Consider the following 22261-nt stretch of genomic DNA (forward strand, 5'->3'; position numbering starts at 1 on the left):
AATGGCAATTCAATTAAATCTGATTCCTCCCTATATTAACGGAAATTTTCATTCAACGACTAAGACTGAACATATTTTTTCTGTTAGTAATCCTGCAAATCCTTCAGATATCTTGGCAACAGCTAGTTGGAGCAAAGAACTTGTTGATCCTGTTATTCAGGGTTTGAAAACAGCACAAAAAAAATACCGATTAACATCTCTTGATGAAAGACTTTCGTACCTAAAAAAAGTAATAGGATTTTTAAAAGAAAATGCAGATGAAATAAAAAGTAACATGATGCTTGAACTTGCACGTTCTAAGGTTGCAGTTGAGGAAGAGTGGTCTTTGTGCGAAAAATTATTTGCTGCTTTACCTGAATTTTGTAAACAAGCTTTATCTGTAAAGAGAGATGAAGAAGGTTGGGAATGGCAATATGCTCCCTTAGGTCTGGTTCTTGTATCATCTAATATTGCTTTACCAGTGTATACCCTCCTAAGTAGCGTGTTACCTGCTTTAGCAGCTGGAAATGCAGTATGTATGCGGCCTTCATCTCATTGTTTACTTTCTGGTTCTTTACTTGCTAGTGGGTTTCATCAAGCTTCTTTTCCACCTGGAGTTGTGCAAATTGTTTATGGTGATTTTGAAGTCTTTCGTCGCTTAGTTCTGACACATCAATTTGATACTATTTTATACACTGGTGGGGAAGAAAGTTTAGAGCAAATTCGTAGAGACACTTCGACACAACAAAATGCACGTTTAGTATTGTGTGGTGGCGGTAAAAATGCTGCTTACGTAACTGAATCGGCAAACATCTCTACTGCTATTTCAAAAATAGTATATGGCGCCTTTCTGGATGCTGGGCAAAGATTAGAATCTACTAATCTGGTTTTTGTAGATCAAAAAATATTCAATGAGTTTCAAGATAAATTGGTGAGAGCTGTAAAATCTATGCCTATAGGTGCGCGTGAAGATTTAACACGTTCAGATATTCATGTGATGGAACCATTATGTAGCTCAAACTCTTGGGAAAGATTTTTAAGATTTCAAGGGATAGCAGCTAGAGAATCTGATGATACACTAAGATGGGGAAAACCCATAGACAACAATGGAAATGGTTATTTTGTTTCCCCTGGTGTCCATTTTATGCGTGCAGAGAAAGTTTTAAAGAGTATTTATGCGTCTAATGCTTTTTTTGGTCCCGATGTGTGTCTTATCTCTATCCAAGATAGACAAGAAATGATCAACATATTAGATGAACTTGGAGCAACCCGTTGTTTGGGTGTGCATTCTCAATTTGCTGAAGAAGTTTATGAAATTCGTCAGCGTTCTAGTGTGCCCTCTATTCTTTGGAATACCTCAACAATTGAATTAAATCCACTTTTACCAAGTATTGGTAGAGGAAAAGCAGGAAATAGTTACATTACTGGAGTGCGTTTTTTATTGTCTACTGTGTATCCGCAAGTTTTAAATTTGTCGGCACCGTTTGCAGCTGTAGAAAGTGACATTCGCAACAGTAAGAAAAAACAAAATAATCTTTAGTAAAGTGCAATATTATTGATTGCTTTAAATCTTAGTCGATAACTTCAAGAAGATAATTTTGGAGTGTCGATTGCCTTTTTTAATTTTGCCCCCAACAACCATGATTTCAGAGAATCCTGAAATACCAATTGCTATTAAGAAAAAGGCATTGGATTATCAGGAGTCATTATTGCAACAATTAGGAATTTCTAAGACACAAGAAAAACTAAGTTTACAAAAAGGGGCTTACCGAGGATTAAGGGTTTTTGATTGGAATCAAGAGTATGACGCTTACCTAGCAACTTATTTTCTTTTTAATGTTGGTAAACAACAAAAAAAAGAATACTTACAGGCTGCATCCATTGTTCGTTATAAAGATTGCCTACAAATTGGGACGATTTGGAAATTTAATGAAAAAATAGCTCCTATTTCTTTTTCTGATTCTCTTGTTCCTTTATCAACCATTGTCAAACGTAATTTTGCTAATATAGCTCCTGTAAAAATAAATTCTTTTTATGATTTTCGCTCTGAAGAAAGGATGGAAAATTTAATTGATCTTTATTTGGGGGAAAAATTATCAGCAAAAGGCATATTAAATATCACAAATTTGGGACGGATTGTTTGCAAAGGTAACTATCAAGAGCAATTAAAAAGTCCAGAAAATGTTGAGTTCCCAGGTAAGCCTTTAAATTTAGTTAAAATAACTTTTAAATCTGACTTTGCAGAGAAAAAAAAAGATTGGCCAATGGTTACTTTTCATTCTCAGTTAAACTCGGGAGTATTTGCGCAAAAAAATAAAGATTTAGTTATCGATGAAAAGCCACAATTGTTTAATCCTGAAACTATTTCTGATAGTCTAGTAAATAAAATAATTCCTGAATTACATGATTTATCCAAAGAAGAATTTAAAGTCATTCGGCGGTACAGAGGATGGATTTATCTTGATAAAGGAAGAGGATTTGGGCTACAAATTGGTATGCGATTAGTAGGTCCAGAAAATGCTAGAATTCATATCATTCGATATTTACCTCAAGTAAATGGAGAAATTGATTCCTGCATTGCTTTTATTCGCTATGAAGATGATAAACGTCCGATAAAAGTAGGAGATGTTTTAAAAATTGATCCTACTATTTTTCCGAAAAAAATGAATTCAAAGTGAGTTTAAAAGTTTGCATATCAACTATTTTGATGTTTTAATCCATATCGTATTTTACTCATGCTATGGGAGGGAAAAATGGCTAAAGAAATTCGTAGTTTTAAACATTTATTAGGTAAATTAGAAGGTATTAGCGATCCTCAACTAGAAGCGCATTTTGGTTTATATGAAGGTTATGTTAAGAAATTAAATGAAATAGATGAAAAATTGGAAAAGACAGATAAATCATTAACTAATTATAGCTTTGGGGAATATGCTGAATTAAAGCGCAGACATTGTGTTCCTTATAATGGTACTTATTTACATGAAATGTATTTCGATAATTTGTTATCTAGTGAAAGTCCATCTCCGCAATTTGAAAATTTAGCAAAAGCATCTTTTGGAAGTGTTGATAACTGGAAGGCTGATGTTAAGGCAACTGGATTAGCCGTACCAGGATGGGTTGTTACTTGTGTCGAAATTACTACTGGAAAGCTAAAAAATGTTCAAATTATGGAGCATCATATTGGTTTTCCGTTAAATCATGTACCTGTTCTTGTTATGGATACATGGGAACATGCTTTCTTTCTTGATTATAAAGCAAACAGAGGTGCTTATATAGATACATTCTTTAAAAATATCAATTGGTCTATTGTTAATCAAAGAGTGGCACAAGCAATTAAATAAAATTAATTTCTTTTTAAATTTCTGTTATATGTCCTTTGAAAAGCAAAGATAAGAAAACAAGATAATCCACAAAGCCATAGAACAGGTGGTATTGAAATAGTATTTTGTTCTAAATAAATAAACGATATTTTTGCCCATTGATAAGAGGGAACAAATTCTCTTAAGTATTTAAAAACTCCTTCATTGGGTAAAGAAAAAGAACCAAATAATAAAAGTAAATTTAATAAAGTAAAAATGCTTCTTGAAGAATCGGGATTTGCAATATAACCAATTGTCATTCCTAGTAATGCCATAGGAATGCCACCTAGTAAAGCAACAAGAGCTAGCCCGCCGAAATTAGAAAAATTTAGGGGTAAGTCTAAAATAAAAATTGCAATAGCAGCTAAAGAAACCAAATTAATGCTAGAGAGAGCTAACGTATGTAATAACCGCCCAAATATCATTGATTTTAAACCAATAGGTAAGCTGCGAAGATATTTTGCCCAATCAGAGTTTTTTTCTTGTGTTACCCCCATTCCTAAAAGCATAAGAGCAACAGTTTGCACTGAATAATTAAAAAAGATAACAACCGCTCCTAGTGGATTGCTATTTTTCCAATGGTTAGCAAATAATAAAAGCATTAAAGGAGGGAATATAAGGGTGAAAAACAACGCGGGAACATTTCTTGTGGTGCTTGAAAACAATAATTTGAAATATAAAATAGAGAGTTTCACTATTTAATTTCCTTTGGATAAATGAATAAAAGCAGATTCTAAATTTTCTTTTTGAATTTGCAAATTTTTAAAAGGTACTTTTTGTGTGACTAAATCAGAAATAAAAATGTCAGAATTAGTTGTTTTAATAGAATAAAAATTATTCTCAACTTCAAAAGAAGAAACAAAAGGAAATAAATTTAAATTTAAGTTGGAATCACAGTAAAAAGTAACATAAGAAAGATTAAAATTAGCTCTTTTTTTAATATCTTCTATACTACCATCTGCAATTATTTTTCCATTTGCTAATACCAGTATTCTTGTCGCAATTTGTTCTATTTCCTCTAAGTAATGGGTAGTCAAAAAAATAGATTTGCCGTTAGTAGCAAAATTTTTGATAGTTTTAAGTAATATTTTTCTAGACTCAACGTCCAAACCAGTAGTGGGTTCATCAAGAAAAATCAAGTTAGGGTTACCAATAAATGCTAATGCCAAAGCAAGCCTTCTTTTTTGTCCTCCAGATAGTTTTGTTGCCTTCACTTTCAAAAAAGATTGCAATTGGAAAAGATCTATCATTTGTTCAACTGAACAAGGAGCTTGATAGTGTGCTTGAACAAATTTTAAAAGTTCAACAGTGTATAATCCTTCCGGAAAGTCAACATTTTGTGGAGTTAAGCCAACTTGTGCTCGTGCCTGAGGATCTATAGGATTTTTACCATACAACAAAATTGAGCCAGAGTTAGGTATTACTTGACCAAGCATCATTTTTATTGTGGTTGTTTTTCCAGCCCCATTGACTCCTAGCAAAGCTACAATTTCATTTTCATGAATTGAAAAATTAAGATTTTCAATGACATTTTTGTTTTGGTATTGTTTGTATACTTGATTGATAGATAAAATAGAATTCAACGTCATAGTCCCTCATCTCCAATAAGTCACATGTATTTCTTTTTATCTAGAGACGCAAGAAGGACTGGGAATTCATATTTTTATAAATTTGTTTGATTGATTTGCCTTTTCATTTTTTTGTCACATTTATTCTAATTTATTTTGCTGATAAGATCATTTCATTCTATTAAATATCAAATCTATTGTTCTTTCAAGTTTGTTATTTGGGGAAAAAATGCGAAATTTATTTATCATAATTTCAAGTTCTTTATTACTGTTAAATATGATAGCCTATTTCATATATCCTCCATTTTTATTTTCATTAATTATCATAGTTCCAGTTATCATCGTTGGAATTAAAGATATGTTGCAAACATCACAAACTTTAAAACGCAACTTTCCAGTTCTAGCGCACTTTCGTTACATGTTTGAAATGATAAGACCAGAAATTCAACAATACTTTATTGAATCAGATACCGATGGAGTTCCCTTTAACAGAGAACAAAGAACGGTGGTTTATCAGCGCGCTAAAGCAGTTAGAGATTCAGTTCCTTTTGGCACAAGGAAAAATGTTTATCAAATTGGATATGAATGGGTAAATCATTCTTTACAACCTACTTCGATGAGTCCTGAAAATCTAAGGCTAATGATAGGTGGAAAGGATTGTTTACAACCTTATAGTGCAAATTTATTAAATATATCTGCAATGAGTTACGGTTCACTTAGTAAAAATGCTATTTTAGCCTTAAATGGTGGAGCCAAGGATGGTGGTTTTGCCCAAAATACAGGTGAAGGTGGAATTACTCCTTACCATTTAGAAAATGGTGGAGATATCATTTGGCAGATTGGTACTGGTTATTTTGGTTGTCGAAATAAGGATGGAAGTTTTAATGAACTTGAATTTGTAAAAAAAGCTGCGCATATTCCACAAATAAAAATGATAGAAATAAAGCTTTCACAAGGTGCAAAACCAGGGCATGGTGGAATTTTACCAGCAAAAAAAGTCACCCCAGAAATTGCAGAAATACGTGGAGTTCCGATGGGAAGAGATGTTTTATCTCCTCCAGCACATTCCGCTTTTACTTCACCTACAGAAATGATGTATTTTATTGGCAAGCTTCGGAAACTTTCAGGTGGTAAACCTGTTGGAATTAAATTGTGTTTAGGAAATAAATGGGAATTTGTTGCATTATGCAAAGCTATGTTGCTAACAAATATGATGCCAGACTACATTTCTATTGATGGTGGAGAAGGAGGGACGGGCGCTGCTCCTTTAGAATTTACTAATTCGGTAGGAACTCCTGGAATAGATGCTCTTATATTTGTGCATAACTGTTTGGTTGGTTTTGGTTTACGCAAAAAAATAAGAATCATGTCATCTGGTAAAGTAACAACTGGCTTTGAAATGATAAAATTAATTGCCTTGGGTGCAGATCTTGTTTACTCGGCTAGAGGGATGTTATTGGCTCTTGGTTGTATTCAAGCTTTAAAATGCAATTCAAATGATTGTCCTACAGGAATTACAACTCAAGATCCTCAGCTTATTCAAGGATTAGTGGTTAAAGATAAAAGAAAAAGAGTTTCGCACTTTCATCATGAAACCATTAAAAGTATGGTCGAAATTATAGATGCTATGGGTTTAGAGGGAACACACGAACTTCGCCCTTGGCATGTGATGCGCCGGGTGAGCGAAACTGAATCTAAAAGTTATGCCGAAATTTTTGAATATATTCCTGAAGGTTCTTTGCTATCCAATAATATTCCAGCATCCTTTGAAACAGCTGTGAAATTAGCCAGTCCAGAAACTTTTAAACCTCTTTTTGTTTAAGAAAAATTTTTTTCTAGTAAATACTACTGACTTTACTATAGCTGTTTCATAAACAATTATAACATCTTATTTTTTTTCTGCTTTTCAAAATTAGGCATAAAAATTAAAAGTTTAGTTTTCAAAGTCGAAGTTTATTATGTATATTTCCATTTCAACGACTTTTGCAAGAGGTTTTTAAATGGAATTAAAACGTGGAATTTCTACATCGGGCATATTATTTGCCTCTGTTAGTGCAACGATTGGTTCTGGATGGCTGTTTGGATCTTTATATGCCTCAAAAATGGCAGGGCCAGCGGCAATACTATCATGGCTCATTGGAGCAGTTGCTATTATCATAATTGCTCTTTGTTTTTCAGAGCTATCAACTATGTTCCCTGTATCCGGTGGTATGAGCATTTTTCCTCAGTTGACCCATGGCAATTTAGTTTCTTTCATGTTGGGTTGGATCTCTTGGTTAGCTTTTATTGTTATTGTTCCTATTGAAGTTTTAGCAGTGATACAATATGCCGCAAATTTTTTTCCTGATTTAATGCTGAAAGATAAATTAACGGCTTCGGGTTATGTTTTAGCCTTTTTTTTAACAGCCTTTTTATTATTGATTAATGTAACAAGTGCTAAGTTTATGTCTAAAACAAGTTTTTACATTACAATATGGAAAATTTTTATTCCTTGCTTATTAATAGTTCTATTTTTTTATAAATCTTCACACTTTGAAAATTTAACAAGTCATGGTTTTGCTCCAAATGGGATGCATGGGATTTTTGCTTCGCTCTCTATTGGAGGAATTATTTTAGCATATAATGGTTTTCAACCAGGTGTTGCCTTAGCTGGAGAAACTAAAAATCCACAAAAAAGTATTCCTATTGCAATTATCGGTTCCATGCTTATTTGCATGGTTATTTATTGTCTCTTACAGTTAGCATTTATCTTAGCTATTCCTCCAGAATTATTAGGGCAGGGGTGGGATAAATTAACTTTTCCAGGTGAAGCAGGTCCTTTTGCTGGATTAGCTACAGTAATAGGAATTGCTTGGTTTGGAATGATTTTATATTCCGATGCTTTAATTTCTCCATTTGGAAGTGGTATCGTTTTTATGGCATCTTCAGCAAGAGCTTCATACAGTATGAGTAAAAGTGGGCAAATGCCAATGATGTTTCAAAAATTATCTAAAAATGGAGTTCCCGTTTTAGGACTGATTGTAAGTTTTATTGTTTCTTTATTGATATTTGCTTTTTTAGATAACTGGCAAGAAATGGCTGCCTTTTATGCTGCGGCTATTTGTTTATGTAATGCGGTTATACCTGTAACTTTATATGTATTACGAAAAGATTTTCCTAATCTTCCAAGACCTTTTAAAGTTTTTAACTATCGTATTGTTTCATTTCTCGCATTTTATATTAGCAGCATGCTTTTATTTTGGAGTGGCTGGAACATCATGCTTAAATTAAGTGTAATCATAGTAATAGGATTTTTCTCTTTAATACTTATCAGAAAATTTAGTAATCAAACATTTTCATTTGATTTGCTAGGGTTCTCTTGGTTATTATTTTATATGCTATCTTTAGGAGTCGTTACTTATCATGGAACCTATGATGGTGGGTCTGGTGCAATAAAAAATGGTGTTGATTTTCTTTTAATTGCTATAATTTGCTTTGTTTCTTTAATTCTTGCGACAAAGTTTAAATTATCGAAAGAAAAATCTAATATTGCAATAAATAAAACTATACAAGAATTACAAAATGAGAGAAAAAAATATAGTAATCAGCAAGTTGCATAAATAAATTCCTGCAAGTATTCCTTTTCCAGCATGACTAGGAAAAAGATTCATCGTTTGTCGGGAATATTAATTTCCGCATTTTAAAATCTACTTAAAATATTAATTAGAAGAATATTTTATGTAGGTAAACTATGTTTCCATATTTATTCCTTTTTCTTTTTATTTTTACTGGTTGTAGTTACTTTCAAGCTGGATCTATTACAGTAAAAGTGGTCAGTCATGGACAATTACTTCCGAATAGTTCAGTAACTTTATATCAAATTAATGCAGTAAATAGAAAAAAGATGAAAGTCATTGAAGGGATTACTAATAAAAATGGTTTCGTTAAGTGGAAAGTAGATTTTTCTAAATTACCACAAATGAAAATATTTGTTCAAAGTAATAATTTAGATAGAATATATCTTCCAGAAATTGTGGCATTAACTGCACCAAAATGGTGGCAAGATAGAGATCTCAATTTAACCATTTCTTTAAGAGAAATTCCTATAATTATTGAAGAAAGTAATAAAAAAATTGGAATACAAAATTTATCGGATAATGATCCTATTTTAGATTTTCCCATAGAGCCCTTAAATCAAACTGTTAATATTGCACAAATAGAAGAAAATTTACCCGTAGAACCTATTCCAGAATCTTTGCCCACCATGGGATTATCTGAAAATGAAAAACAGACTGGAGCATCTTGGACAGAGAAGGCAATCTTTAAAACATCACCTATTTTGAATACCATAACCGAAAAAAAATCTGTTTTATTTGAAGATACTATAACAATATCAGTTTTTTACCAAAATCATCCAATTGAAGATGCCTACATCTTCTTTGGGAAAAATGGGACACAATCAATACGTTTGGTTGGAAGTACAGATTCTTCAGGAAATATTTCAACATCAGTTCTACATTCCATGCGACCAGATTCCGTGATTGTCAAAAAAGATAGTTTTATCACAAATATTAGACCATTGGTTTCAGGAAGTGGAAAGCAAGAATTAAAAATAGAATTAAATGAAGGAAAAAGTTCTGACTTCATAATTCAAAATTTTGCTTATTTTATAGGAAGAGGTATTGATAAATCTGAATTAAAGCTAAATTCTTTGAAATTAGATGTATCAAGTATGTTAGGTATTGTATCAACACAAAAGCAACTGGATGAAAAATCTTTTCTTTCTATTAACCAAAAAAATTCAATTCCAAATAGCATAGATTTTAAAACATTGCGAAAAGCTATTGAAGTGAATAGTATGAGCAATCAGCTACCTATTTTATATGTTTCTTCGTTGCTACCTTACAAACCTGCTGTTGGATTGGTTGAACCATCTATTCTTGGTGTGTTACAAAATAACACTGTTTGGAGAAGAGCTAGAAGAGAGTTTTTTTCAAGATTTATGAATGAAATGTCTCAAAGAAGTATCATATCAGATGAAGTAAATAAAATTGCAAATTCATTGAATCTTTCATCTGTAGAATTTGCACAAAGAGGTTGGAAAGATACAGTATTTGCTGGAGATTTAGACATATTGATACAGATAGCTTTTGAAGAAAATGAAAATGGAAAAGATTATAGTTTAATTGGTAAAATATTTGATAAAACTGGAAAAATAGTTTTTGAAAAAGAACAAGTGTTTTCCAGTGAAGATGCAGAAAAAACGGCAGCAAATTTATATTATTTGCTCCAAATAAACTTACCAATAGAAGGAAATATTATTAAAAAAAGTAAAAAGGAAGTTACAATTAATTTAGGAAAAAATAATTACGTCTCTGAGACTGATTTATTTGCTATTTTAGCTCAAAAAAATCCTATGAGTCCACCAGATAAAGTTATTGGCTATGGAAAAGTTAAAGAAATTCGTGAAAAGGAAAGTCAAATAGAAATTCTAGCAGGACAAGATTTGGTTGAAAAAAATGAAGTTTTAAGAGTGATCCGTTATCCAGAAAATGTTATTCAGCATGAAATTCAAAAACGGATTGCTGGTTATTGAATGATGTTTTTGAGTGATTTAAAATTGAGGTTAAAATTGAAAAAAAAGTTAATATTTTTAAGTGTTTTTTTATTTACTGGGTGTTATTCATTTGAACAAGGATATGGACAATTTTCATTGCTTCTAAAGCAACAAAAAATTGAAGATGTGCTTGAGGAAAATAAAGAAACAAAAGATCGAATTGAAAAATTGAAATTAGTGAAACCCATTTTGGCGTATGCTGAATCTGAAATAGGATTAACACCTGGGAATAGTTATAAAAAATATATTGCATTAGAATCCACATCTGTTTCTTGGGTGGTTCAGGGAGCTGAGAAAAGAAAATTAAAATTAAAAACCTGGTGGTTTCCTTTCGTTGGAAGTCAACCTTATTTAGGTTTCTTTGAAAAAGATAAAGCTTTTAAAAAGAGAGATGAACTAAAAAATGAAGGATTTGATACAGTAATGGGTGGTGTTTCTGCATTTTCATTATTAGGATATTATCCTGATCCTATTTATTCATCTATGCTCGATCAATCAAGTTTATCAGAATTTATAGAAGTTTTAATTCATGAATCCGTACATAGAACTTTGTATATTCCAGACTATTATTCATTTAATGAAAATTTAGCTGATTTTATAGCAAAGAGAGCCACAGTTCATTTTTTAGATTTGCATCCTGAATTAAAAATAAATTCCCAGGAATATTTTTCGCAGTATAAAAAGAATTTATTAGCTCAGAAAAAGTTTCAAGAATATTTAGGAAAAGTTAAAAAAGAGATAACAGAATTTTATGAGTATGCAGAAAAAAACTCAGAATTTAATGATGAAAGTATTTTTTTGGCTGAAAGAGAAATTAAGTTTAATCAAATTGCAAGTGAGTATAAAAAATTTATGAATGGATTGGAAATTGGTACTAATTATGAGTTTTCTTTTCAAAAAGGAAAGATTAATAATGCGGTAATTCTTAGTTATTCAATATATGAAGCAAAACAAGAGCCTCTTGAAAAAGCCTTTCAAAATGCAAAGCAAGATCTTAAGTTAATGCTTAATAACCTCAAGAATTGTTTATCTGGTTCTTTACAAGATGAGAAGGAACTTTGGAATAAGGTTGAAAATTGCCGCTCTGTAAGTGAGTCAAAACCATAAATATTGGAGTACTTGCTAAAAGAGTAAATCCAATGACTAAATAAGAAATTTGGCTTGATAAATAATCTGAAATGAATAAATTTAGACTTGGACTAAGTAACATACCAATAGAATAGACTATATTAATAAATCCATAGCCTATATGATAAAGGCCTTTCAAATCGGTCAAATCAATTTCATCAGCAAAAGCAGATAATACCGGACTGATGGTAAAAGCACAGGCTACTCCTAAACAAGCCATTAAAATAAAATACATCATTAAATTTGTTGTACTTGAAGTCATAAATATGAAAATAAGTCCGCTTGCTAACATTCCAAAAGGGATTACCTGAATTTTCCCAAATTTTTCAGCTAACTTTGCTGCAATTGGAGAAACTAATGCAAGAGTTAATACTTGAGTACCAAATAATAGCCCAATCGTTTCGCTAGAGGCATTAAAATTTCTGGAAGCTAATAATGCAATGCTAGGTTCTAAATAAGATAACATAAATGATTCAAGCAAAACAATTCCAGTTAGAGCTAGCAGAGTTTTATTGTGAGCTGTTATTTTTATGAAATTTACTAAATTATATGCTCTTTTTTCAGTAAATACTTCGCTGTTTTTTGAAATACTTATTATTACAAGCATACTAAGAAGAGTAATCAATCCTACTATATAAAATGGAAAAAATATCCCACCAAATTCATACATAAAACCAGCAAATGGAGCACCTATTAAGTGTCCAATAGAAACACCAATCATTGCAGTTGCAAGGGCTGAAGATCTGTGTTGTGGATGCACACTTTGAGCTACTAAACTCAATCCACATGTCCAAGTAATTGCAGCTGCAGATCCTTGAAGAAATCTTGCAAATAATAAAGAAGAAAAGCTATTACTAAAAGGAAAAATGATACAAGATATAAGCAGTAACAAACCGCCAATCAATAATGCATTTTTATTTCCAATACTTTTAGCAATTAAATATACAAAAGGTACAAAGACAAAAAGCCCAATTGCATACATAGCTAAGAATATACTGATATAAGTATCATTTAAATTTAAAATTTTATCAGTATAGATTGGAATTAATGGGACAATTATTCCATAACTCATAGCGTCAACAAACATAGCAAAAGCTACAGCAATAACAGTAACAATTTTATTATTAATTTTATTCATAAACATCAGCATGACACAACACCTATTTGCTTTCTTTTATTCAAAAAGATAATCGAAATTTACTTTTTGAATTTAAAAGTTATTCAATTTATTTAGTTGAATAATTCCTTCAGCCGAGGATTAGCATAATTCCAAGCGGCATAAAGATTTAAGGTAAGTAGTTACGCCGGTCCAGGGCTCGTAGGTAATAAACTTGTTCCGTTAAAAATAAATTTCATAAAACTCCAAAAATTTCCTAATTTATTATACCATAAAAATTAATAAAATCCAATGCCAAAAATTTTTTCTAAGTGAATTCTAGTAAACTATTTTATCAGTAATAAGTTAATTACAAGAACTAACAATGAAAAAATTCATTCCATAATTTTAATCGGCAGGCTACTTGTAAAACTTTTCACTTTTGGTAAGTATAAGGTATTAAATTGAAGTCACGGAAACATTTAAATAATGTTATTTTTACATTAATAATTTTTTATATAAATTATTTAGCTATATTAAGGGGTTACAATGAAGCTATTTTCACAAGTTGAATCCATGGGACATGAACAGGTTGTTTTTTGTCATGATCCTTCCTCAAACTTAAAAGCAATTATAGCAATTCACGACACAACATTAGGCCCAGCTTTGGGTGGAACAAGGCTTTTGCCATATGACAATGAAGAAGATGCTTTGATTGATGTTTTAAGATTAAGTAGAGGAATGACGTATAAAGCAGCATGTGCAGGATTATCTCTTGGAGGAGGAAAAGCTGTCATTATTGCAGATCCAAAACAAAAGACGGAACAAATGTTTCGTTCTTTTGGGCGCTATGTTCAATCATTAGGTGGTCGTTACATTACAGCTGAAGATATGAATACTAATGTCACCAATATGGATCATATCAGGCTTGAAACTAAATATGTTACAGGAGTTTCCGCTGGTTTAGGAGGTAGTGGAGATCCAAGTTTTATGACAGCTAAAGGTACATTTTTTGGTATTCAAGCAGCAATGAAACATCGATTTGGCAAAGTAGATTTCAATGGAATAAAAATTTGTATTCAAGGCGTTGGTGCAGTAGGAAAACATCTTTGCAAATTTTTACATGAAAAAGGTGCTAAATTATTTGTTTCAGATATAGATGATAAAAAGCTTGTAGAAATGCATAATCTTTATAATGCAACAATAATAAGTGAAAGGGAATTATTTAACTTAGAAGCAGATATTTATGCACCTTGTGCTCGTGGAGCAACATTGAATTCAAATACAATACCAAGTTTAAAAGTTAAAATTATTGCTGGTTGTGCTAATAATCAATTAGAAGATGAAGATAAACATTCAAAAATGTTAAAAGATTTAAAAATTCTCTATACACCAGATTATGTTATTAATGCAGGTGGCTTGATCAATGTTGCAAATGAAATTACTGGATATAATTTAGAGAAAGTTGAATCTGAAGTTGCCAGAATTGCGTTGACATTAGAATCTATTTTTACTGATGCTGACAAACATGGCATTTCTACTCATGAAGCAGCTAAGCGATTCGCAGAAAAAAGAATAAAAAGTGTTTCAAATTTGAAGGTCATGTCTCAATTTGATAACTCAGCAATAGGAAATTTAAAAAAATAAATGGCTTTAAAAAATGTCAATGATTATCTTCCTACTAGATTTTGGTTAATGAAGACTGAACCTAATGTTTTTTCTTTTGCAGATTTACTCCAAAAAAAAGAGCAAAAAGAATTTTGGGATGGGGTAAGAAATTATCAAGCAAGAAATTTTATGCAAAAAGAAATGCAGATAGGAGATAGAGTTTTATTTTATCACTCAAATGCTGAACCTACAGGTATAGCGGGAATAGCTGAAATAGTTGAAACTGCTCGTCCAGATCTTTCTGCCCTCGATCCTAAGTCAAAATATTTTGATCCTAAAGCAACGGTAGAAAATCCTAGATGGTTTGCTGTGACAGTGGGTAACCCTCAAAAATTTTCGCAGTTTGTTTCTTTAACGCAATTAAAAGAATATAAAGAATTACAGAGTATGCTGTTGTTGCGAAAAGGTCAGAGACTATCAATATTACCAGTATCTGAAGATGAATTTCATTTTATTGTAAAATTGGGCAGTCAAAAAATATAAGGACTGGAGCTTATGAAGAATGTTTATGTTGTAGCTGCTAAACGAACTCCAATTGGCCGTTTTCAAGGAGTCTTTAAACAAACACCAGCTCCAAAATTAGGAGCAATAGCTGTTAAAGCAGCTATAGATGCAAGCGGTTTAAGTAATACACATGTAGAAGAAATAATAATGGGGCAAGTATTAACTGCAGGAGTGGGACAGTCACCTGCTCGTCAGGCCGCTCTTTATGCTGGACTGCCTGATTCTGTGCAAGCCTTAACAGTAGGGAAAGTATGTGGCAGTGGATTAAAAGCAGTAGCTTTAGGAGCTCAATCCATTATGACGCAAGATTCAAATATTGTTGTTGTAGGAGGTCAAGAAAGTATGTCATGTGCTCCATACATCCTACCTCAAGCACGGGACGGGATGCGCATGGGGCATAAAGAAATCATAGACTCAATGATTCATGACGGTCTTTGGGATCCTTACAATAATTTGCACATGGGAAACTGTGCTGAATTTTGTGCAAAAGAATATCAGTTTAGTAGAGAATCGCAGGATCAGTTTGCCAAAGAAAGTTATTTAAGAGCTAGAAAAGCAATGGAAGAGGGTTATTTTAAAAATGAATTAACTGCTGTTACTGTTACAACAGGGAAAACAACTCAGACAATTGATTCAGATGAAGAACCGCTGGCTGCTGATTTAAATAAAGTAGAACAGTTGAAACCCGCTTTTGAAAAAGATGGTACTATTACTGCTGCAAATGCTTCAAAAATAAATGATGGAGCAGCAGCATTGGTTTTGGTTTCAGAAGATGCTTTAAAAAAATACAATTTAAAACCATTGGCTAAAATTATTAGTTGGGCTGGACACGCTCAAGAGCCAAAATGGTTTACGACTGCACCTGTAACAGCAATGCAGCGTGCTTTGCAAAAAGCAAATCTAACAGCTAATGAGATTGATCTTTATGAAATAAATGAAGCATTTGCTTTAGTAACAATGGCAGCTATGAAAAAATTAGAATTACCTCACAATAAGGTTAATATTCATGGAGGGGCTTGTGCTCTAGGGCATCCAATAGGTGCAAGTGGGGCAAGAATTTTAACTACCTTAATTCATTCACTCCAGCAGTACAAAAAAAGATATGGATTAGCTACTCTTTGTATAGGTGGTGGAGAAGGATTTGCAATGATTATAGAACGTGTTTAATTTTAAGAAACTTTATTCTTTCAAATATTGAATAAAAAGAGTTTAAGCACACTAAAAGATGGGTTTAATTGTAAAAAAACAATTAATCTCGCTTTTTTTCACTATCCAACCGCATGAAATCACAGGTTATTTATAAATTAATAAAATTAAATAGTTAATTGATATGTATTTTTTATGTAATAATTATTAATATTTATCTGAAAATTTTATTTTTAATCAAATGGTAAGATACCCAAAAATTGGTAGTTATTTGTCATTCTCTCAAATATTGATTATTTCATAACATCCTACATTTTTGGTAGGCTATTTTTTAAAAATAAGGAGAATTTATGAAACGTAATGCGTTAATTTCTTTAGCAGGTTCTTTAGTAGTTGCTAATTTTGCATTTGCTCAAGAAAATTCTAAAATTGGTCTCGATGTTTTAGCAGGTGCGGGTTATACTCATTACAATGGCGTAAAAGTTAGTGATTTTAAAGACGATTTAAACTATAATGGTTTCAATGTTAATGCTTCTGCACTATATTCAGTTTATAAAACAGAAATTGGTTCCCCAGTTGTTGGTCTTGGAATCAACTACAATCAAATTTATTCTAACACAATAGAAGATTCTGATGATTTTAGTTCTACGTCTTATAAGCAGAACTTTAAAACATTAGCATTGATGGGTAATTTAGGCTACAAATTTACTCTAGCACCAAAATTTGCAATTTTTGCTTTAGCGAATTTAGGATATGGAGTTTATAACGACGTTGATCCAACTTTTACTCAAAAAAGTAAGCTAACAGGAGCAGTTTTAAGTGATAAAGCCTATGATGTAACAGTTAAAGATCATTTTATTTACGGAGTTTCTTTAGTTGGTACTTATGAAGTAGTTGAAAACTTTAGCCTTGGTTTAGGTGCAACTTATAATAGACACCAAGCTAAATTTGAATATAAGAATAAAGCTGAATCTAGTTCTGATAATAGCAGCTTCAACGAGTTCTCAACGAACTTGATAGCTTCTTACAGCTTCTAATTTAAAAGGGTTATGCAAATAACCCTTTTTTTTTGCGAAAGATAAAAGAATTATCTTTTTTTGAAAAGGATGTCCCTTGCTCAAAGTATTTACTTTTTTCTTATGTGGAATGATCTTTCCTGTATTTGCTAGTTCTCAAATTTCTGAAGAGGAGCAAAATACAAATCATCATTTCTCAATCCAACCTGGATTTTCATATTTTAATCCGTTTTTAAAAGACTTAGATAATTATTCATTAAAAAATCCTTTTCTTGGTTTTCATCTTCGGGCAAATTATTTTTATTCTTTTTTATCTAATAAAATGTTTTCCCCAGTTTTAGGTCTTGGAGTTGAATATCAAAATTTAGCAAGCAGAAGTATTGCTAATAGCTCACAGTTTACTTATAAATTAAAAGCATCTTATGAAGCTTATTTATTTTATCCATCAATTGGTTTAAAAGCAAAATTTAGTGACATTTATTCCTTATTTCTAACTGCTAGATATTCACTTTATAATATTTCTAATTTAAATATTTCTGGTACAGCAAATAATTATAGTCAACAGGCGCAAATTACTTCTGCTATAAAATTTGAAAGACAAAATGTTTTTGGAATTGATTTAGAAAATTCTTTTCAAATTTATAAAAATTTTGGAATGTCTTTCGTTGTTACTTACCAAAATCATCAAACTGCTTACTCTGGAGAAATAGATACCGAATTGAATAATGCCGTTTTTAAAAACGTACTAGCTGAGAAAAAAATAAATTTTCATGAATTTTCTTCGAGTTTATCTTTTTCGTATCAAATTTAAAAATAACAAAAGTTAGTTGAAAAATAAAAATATTTTCTTAAAAATTATAAATTTATAAAATTAACTCTTTGTTCTGGAAATTATTGTTTTTTCTTAGTATATTTCAAAAATGGCAAATACGGAATCGGTTATTCCATCCGTGAAAGGATGTTTTGGAGGAAGTTTTGAAGAAGAAATCAAGTCATGAAAATAGATACGGTGGAAAAGCGGTAAAGGATAGAAACTCTAGAAATCCAAAATATCATAGCCAACCTAAAGGTGGAAAAGAAAACTCCTCGGACCCAAAAAAAGAAAAATTTCGGCATAAATGGAAAAATGAAAAGAAAGGGAATTTTTTTCCTGGGAAAGAAAAAGAACGTTTTCCAAATATTGATTTTGATGATTACCTAGTCAGCAAATTTGGGGCAGAGTTCTTACAAAAATTAGCTCATTCAACTCAGGTTAAAATTAATAATTTGCTGGCTGGTAAAGCAACAGCAGAAGATTTAGGTATTCTTTCTACAACTCAACATGGAGAAAGTAGAGAGAGTAATAAAAATATAACTTCAAAAGAAAAAAATTTTTCTAAATTACAGCCGACAAAATCTTATTTAAAAACTAAAAAAGAAAATTTCGCATTAGAAAGCACAGAAAAAACAGGGCCTCAAATAAAAGAAGAAATTCAAAAACCTACTAGAGGTTTTGCATTAGCTAAATATAAAAAAGAATTAGAACTTAAAGAAGAAATATCAACATCTAAAAGTAACAGTATTAATAAGTTGGAAGAAACAAAATTAACAACACCAGCAGGGATGACTTTAGATGAATGGCAATTTCAAGCTCTGCAAGCATTACTAGCAGGAAAAAATGTAATTGTGGATGCTCCTACATCTGCAGGTAAAACAAGGGTTATAGAGGCTTTGCTAGAATATCGCTTACCTGAAGGAATAAAATTAATTTATACAAGTCCTGTTAAAAGTTTAAGTAACGATAAATATAGAGAATTTTCTGAAAAATATGGACGAGAAAAAGTTGGAATTAACACTGGTGATTTTAAGGAAAATCTGACAGCACCAATTATGCTAGCAACACTTGAAACCTATCGAAATAGCTTACTAGGTATTGAACCTAATATGAATAGAAGAGTCGTTGTTTATGATGAGTACCATTTTTTACAAGACGAAAGTAGGGGTAGTGCTTGGGAAGAATCTTTAATATTAACTCCGAAAGATAGTCAGTTGGTTTTGTTGTCCGCAAGCGTCCCAAATAGTGAAGATTTTGCTGCTTGGATTCAATTTTTAACAGGAAAAGAATCCGTGGTAATTAAAGTTACAAAAAGACCTGTTCCTTTAGTTCATTTAGTTTATACCAAATTTGGTTGGATTTTTGGTGAAGAGTTACCTTTATCAAAAGAAGATGAGTTTACCATTTTGAAGTTAAATAAAATGAAAAGGCGAGACAATAAGCGTTTTCGGGGCAGGGAAGTTTATCAAACGTTATGTGCTCCCATAGCGCATGCTTTGGAACAAAAAATGGGTCCTATTGTTGTTTACGCAGGCAGAAGAGGTGATGTTGAAGGAATAGCCTTAAGTTTATCAAAACAATTTAAAAAAGAGTCTTTCGGAGATGATATTGATAAACTGAGAGAAAGAATTAAAACCCTTTCTGGCTTTGAATATGTTCCTGCTGAATTGCAAAAACTAGTTACAAAGTATGGAATAGCATATCACCATAGTGGAATGATTCCTCCAGGTCGGGTTGCAATAGAAACTTTGTTGAAGGAAGGTTTATTACGCGTTTGTTCAGGTACAATGGGAATAAGTTTAGGTGTTAATTTTGCAGTTAGAAGTGCATTTATTTCAGATGAATCTCGTCCTAGTGAAGGCGGAGAAACAATTTATTCAAATACAGAAATAATGCAAATGCTTGGAAGAGCTGGAAGGCGTGGGCATGATTCACAAGGCTTTTCATTATGGTTAAATGTTGGAAGATATATTGCCCAAAAACCTAAAGAGCGAGAAAAATGTAAAAGTTCATTAAAATTCGATCCTACTACAGTGATTGGAATATTAGGTCAACATCAAAGTATTGCTTATTTATCAATGTTTTATCAAAAATCATTTTTTATGCGTACAAAAGATTCAGCACAAGTTTTTGTTGCTGACCACGATTTAATCTCAGCAACTCTGTATCAGAAATATGAACTGGAAAAAATTGAATGCGAAGATATTCCTAACACATATAAAATGTTTCAATCTGGAAAAAAACGCTCTACTATAGCATGTAATAGATGTGTAGCTAAAAAAGTATGTCATAATTTAATGCAGTCTGCCAATCAAAGTATGTTGAATAAAATTATTCAACATTTGCAAGATGTAAATGCCTTAGATGGATCTGTACCAACTTTAATGGGTAATTTAGCACGACATTTTCCTCAAGCTGGAGGACTCATTATTGCAAATTGGTTGGCGCAAGGATTAATTAATAAAGACACTTTTAGTGATTATTTGCAAGCAATGTCAGCCTTTGGAGCTGCACATTTTAAAGAAATTCCAACAACTTTTGCTGATACAAAATTTTTGAATGATTTAGAAATTCCTAAGTTGATTAATAAATACTATCCTAATTACTTATTTCCAGAATTATATGACGAAATTAAACCAAAAAAATGGGAAGAAAATACAAGCCCTGAAATTACATTCAGAGAATTTAATTTAGGTGCAGCATCAATCGTAAAGCAATGGTTAAATCCAAGAACAAAATGGGAAGACTTGGTTGAAGAACATTCATCAAAATATTTTTCTGCAGGAGATTGTATGAATGTTTTATTCAGATTTTATACATTCTTACAAAGTTGTACTCGGTTAATAGATTTTGATCCTGCATTAGCAGCAGAAGCAAAACGGTTACAAAAAATTCTGTTACGAGAACCTTTAGATGCTAGGAATAGAATGCTAGTGGAAGAAACAGATGAAATTGGAATTTCTTCTTCTGAAGAGGAAGCTGTTCTTACTATTTAAAATAATTATTTAAGAAGTTTTAATAATTTTAATGAATTTGGGCTGAAATATGGAAAAATTAGAAATTACATATGAAAAGAGTGAGAACAATAAACAGAAATTAACTAAACATGAAATTAAAATTTTTATGGTATCAGCTCTTGGTAGCGCTTTAGAATTTTATGATTTTGTAGTATATGTATATTTTGCCAACATTATTTCAGCTCTATTTTTTCCAAGTTCTTCACCAGTTACTGGTTTGATCTTAACTTACTCTATTTTTGCAAGTGGTTATTTTGCAAGACTCTTAGGGGGAATCCTTTTTAGTCATATTGGGGATAGGCAGGGAAGAAAAAAACCCTTTATTCTGGCTGTATTTTTAATGGCCTTACCTACTTTTTTAATTGGCCTGCTTCCCACGTATCAATCTGTAGGTGTATTTGCACCTATTTTATTAGTTATGTGTCGTTTTCTCCAAGGATTAGCTATTGGTGGAGAAATCCCAGGTTCACTGACATATATTTATGAAAATGTGCAAAAATCTTTTCGTGGATTAGCTTGTGGCAGTTTATTTTTTGGTGTTACTTTTGGAACCTTTTTAGGTTCTACTGTAGGTTTTATATTAACAAAATATTTAAATCAACAAGATTTGAATAACTGGGGTTGGAGAGTTCCATTTTTAGCGGGAGGTATTTTAGGTTTATTTGGAGTTTATTTAAGGAATTTTTTAAATGAAACACCAGTTTTTAATAAAATAAAAAATAATATAATTAGAGTTCCTATTAAAGAAGTATTAAATAATTATAAATTCTTAGTTTTCAAATCTGCACTTGAGCTTGGTGTTGTAGCAGTATCAGTCTCTTTATTTATGCTTTATTTACCTAATTATCTAAAAACATATTTTGGTTTTGAATCGGGCGAAATATTAAAGATTAATTCTTTATTTGTTTTGATTTATTCACTTACAAATATTTTATTTGGATGGTTCTGTGATAAATATGGGCCAGAAAAAGTATTTAGGTTTTCGTGTATTATTTTTGCACTTTTTGTATATCCTATATTTTCACATTTCTCACAAAATAATTACTACCCAATTTTTGCTTGTTATATTTTAATGATTATTGGAACTGCAGCTTCAACCGCTTCAGCTATGTATTTACTTATTAAGTCTTTTCCACCACTCATAAGATTTTCTGGAGCTTCTTTAAGCTACAATATTGCCTTTGCGTTTTTAGGTGGATTTACACCCTTATTAGCAACAGCACTAATTGAAAAAACAAATAGTCTTTCTTCTCCAGCTTTCTTATTAGTAACAATAAGTGTAATTGCTTTATTTAATTCTTTCTTAGCACAGGTAAATTTTGGAAAAAAGAAAAGCAAAATCCTTTAAATTAACATAACATATTGTAATT

General features: G+C 31.5%; 17 protein-coding genes. 14 read left to right on the forward strand and 3 right to left on the reverse strand.

Annotated features, from left to right (window positions below; genetic code table 11):
- Position 1 precedes the first annotated feature (1 nt).
- The 3 genes from GOY08_RS04345 (at position 2) to GOY08_RS04355 (ending at position 3320) form a co-directional block, all read left to right on the forward strand.
- Entirely contained in the window at positions 2–1519 is a 1518-nt protein-coding gene (locus GOY08_RS04345) for an aldehyde dehydrogenase family protein (protein ID WP_158997493.1), read from the forward strand.
- Positions 1520–1589: 70 nt separating this feature from the next.
- Positions 1590–2657: a hypothetical protein gene (locus tag GOY08_RS04350; RefSeq protein ID WP_158997495.1), complete on the forward strand. Its 1068-nt coding sequence runs from the start codon at positions 1590–1592 to the stop codon at positions 2655–2657.
- A 75-nt stretch (positions 2658–2732) separates the two neighbouring features.
- Positions 2733–3320, forward strand: a complete 588-nt coding sequence (locus tag GOY08_RS04355; RefSeq protein ID WP_158997497.1) for a superoxide dismutase — start codon at positions 2733–2735, stop codon at positions 3318–3320.
- A 2-nt stretch (positions 3321–3322) separates the two neighbouring features.
- Here the strand turns inward: GOY08_RS04355 and GOY08_RS04360 are convergent, their stop codons facing one another.
- Together GOY08_RS04360 and GOY08_RS04365 are read right to left on the reverse strand one after the other, a co-directional pair.
- Positions 3323–4033 carry an ABC transporter permease gene (locus tag GOY08_RS04360; protein ID WP_158997499.1) on the reverse strand — a complete coding sequence of 237 codons (711 nt, stop codon included), beginning with the start codon at positions 4031–4033 and terminating at the stop codon, positions 3323–3325.
- A 3-nt stretch (positions 4034–4036) separates the two neighbouring features.
- Positions 4037–4927, reverse strand: a complete 891-nt coding sequence (locus GOY08_RS04365; RefSeq protein ID WP_158997501.1) for an ABC transporter ATP-binding protein — start codon at positions 4925–4927, stop codon at positions 4037–4039.
- Positions 4928–5135: 208 nt separating this feature from the next.
- Between GOY08_RS04365 and GOY08_RS04370 the strand changes: the two genes are divergently transcribed.
- The 4 genes from GOY08_RS04370 to GOY08_RS04385 all read left to right on the forward strand — a co-directional run bounded on the left by GOY08_RS04370 (position 5136) and on the right by GOY08_RS04385 (position 11609).
- On the forward strand, positions 5136–6728 hold the full coding sequence (locus tag GOY08_RS04370) for an FMN-binding glutamate synthase family protein (protein WP_158997503.1): 1593 nt from the start codon (positions 5136–5138) through the stop codon (positions 6726–6728).
- Positions 6729–6906: 178 nt separating this feature from the next.
- On the forward strand, positions 6907–8505 hold the full coding sequence (locus GOY08_RS04375; protein WP_158997505.1) for an APC family permease: 1599 nt from the start codon (positions 6907–6909) through the stop codon (positions 8503–8505).
- 131 nt (positions 8506–8636) lie between these two features.
- A complete protein-coding gene (locus GOY08_RS04380) occupies positions 8637–10481 on the forward strand; it encodes a hypothetical protein (RefSeq protein ID WP_158997507.1) in 1845 nt (614 codons plus the stop codon).
- A gap of 36 nt (positions 10482–10517) precedes the next feature.
- Positions 10518–11609 (forward strand): aminopeptidase, encoded by a 1092-nt coding sequence (locus GOY08_RS04385; protein WP_158997508.1) that lies wholly within the window; start codon positions 10518–10520, stop codon positions 11607–11609.
- Here the strand turns inward: GOY08_RS04385 and GOY08_RS04390 are convergent.
- A complete protein-coding gene (locus tag GOY08_RS04390; protein WP_158997510.1) occupies positions 11518–12780 on the reverse strand; it encodes an MFS transporter in 1263 nt (420 codons plus the stop codon). The genes GOY08_RS04385 and GOY08_RS04390 overlap by 92 nt on opposite strands.
- Before the next feature lie 495 nt (positions 12781–13275).
- Here GOY08_RS04390 and GOY08_RS04395 point away from each other — a divergent pair, with 495 nt between their 5' ends.
- The 7 genes from GOY08_RS04395 to GOY08_RS04425 all read left to right on the forward strand — a co-directional run bounded on the left by GOY08_RS04395 (position 13276) and on the right by GOY08_RS04425 (position 22239).
- A complete protein-coding gene (locus GOY08_RS04395; RefSeq protein ID WP_158997512.1) occupies positions 13276–14373 on the forward strand; it encodes a Glu/Leu/Phe/Val dehydrogenase dimerization domain-containing protein in 1098 nt (365 codons plus the stop codon).
- Positions 14374–14877: an EVE domain-containing protein gene (locus tag GOY08_RS04400; RefSeq protein ID WP_158997513.1), complete on the forward strand. Its 504-nt coding sequence runs from the start codon at positions 14374–14376 to the stop codon at positions 14875–14877. It begins immediately after the preceding gene.
- A gap of 12 nt (positions 14878–14889) precedes the next feature.
- Positions 14890–16065, forward strand: a complete 1176-nt coding sequence (locus tag GOY08_RS04405; RefSeq protein WP_158997515.1) for a thiolase family protein — start codon at positions 14890–14892, stop codon at positions 16063–16065.
- 329 nt (positions 16066–16394) lie between these two features.
- Positions 16395–17081: an outer membrane beta-barrel protein gene (locus GOY08_RS04410; protein ID WP_158997517.1), complete on the forward strand. Its 687-nt coding sequence runs from the start codon at positions 16395–16397 to the stop codon at positions 17079–17081.
- Positions 17082–17157: 76 nt separating this feature from the next.
- A complete protein-coding gene (locus GOY08_RS04415) occupies positions 17158–17871 on the forward strand; it encodes a hypothetical protein (protein WP_158997519.1) in 714 nt (237 codons plus the stop codon).
- A 164-nt stretch (positions 17872–18035) separates the two neighbouring features.
- Positions 18036–20870, forward strand: coding sequence for a DEAD/DEAH box helicase (locus GOY08_RS04420; RefSeq protein WP_158997521.1), 2835 nt, complete (start codon positions 18036–18038; stop codon positions 20868–20870).
- Between the two features lie 49 nt (positions 20871–20919).
- Positions 20920–22239 (forward strand): MFS transporter, encoded by a 1320-nt coding sequence (locus GOY08_RS04425; RefSeq protein ID WP_158997522.1) that lies wholly within the window; start codon positions 20920–20922, stop codon positions 22237–22239.
- Positions 22240–22261 lie beyond the last annotated feature (22 nt).

This window comes from Pigmentibacter ruber (assembly GCF_009792895.1).
GTDB lineage: Bacteria > Bdellovibrionota_B > Oligoflexia > Silvanigrellales > Silvanigrellaceae > Silvanigrella > Silvanigrella rubra.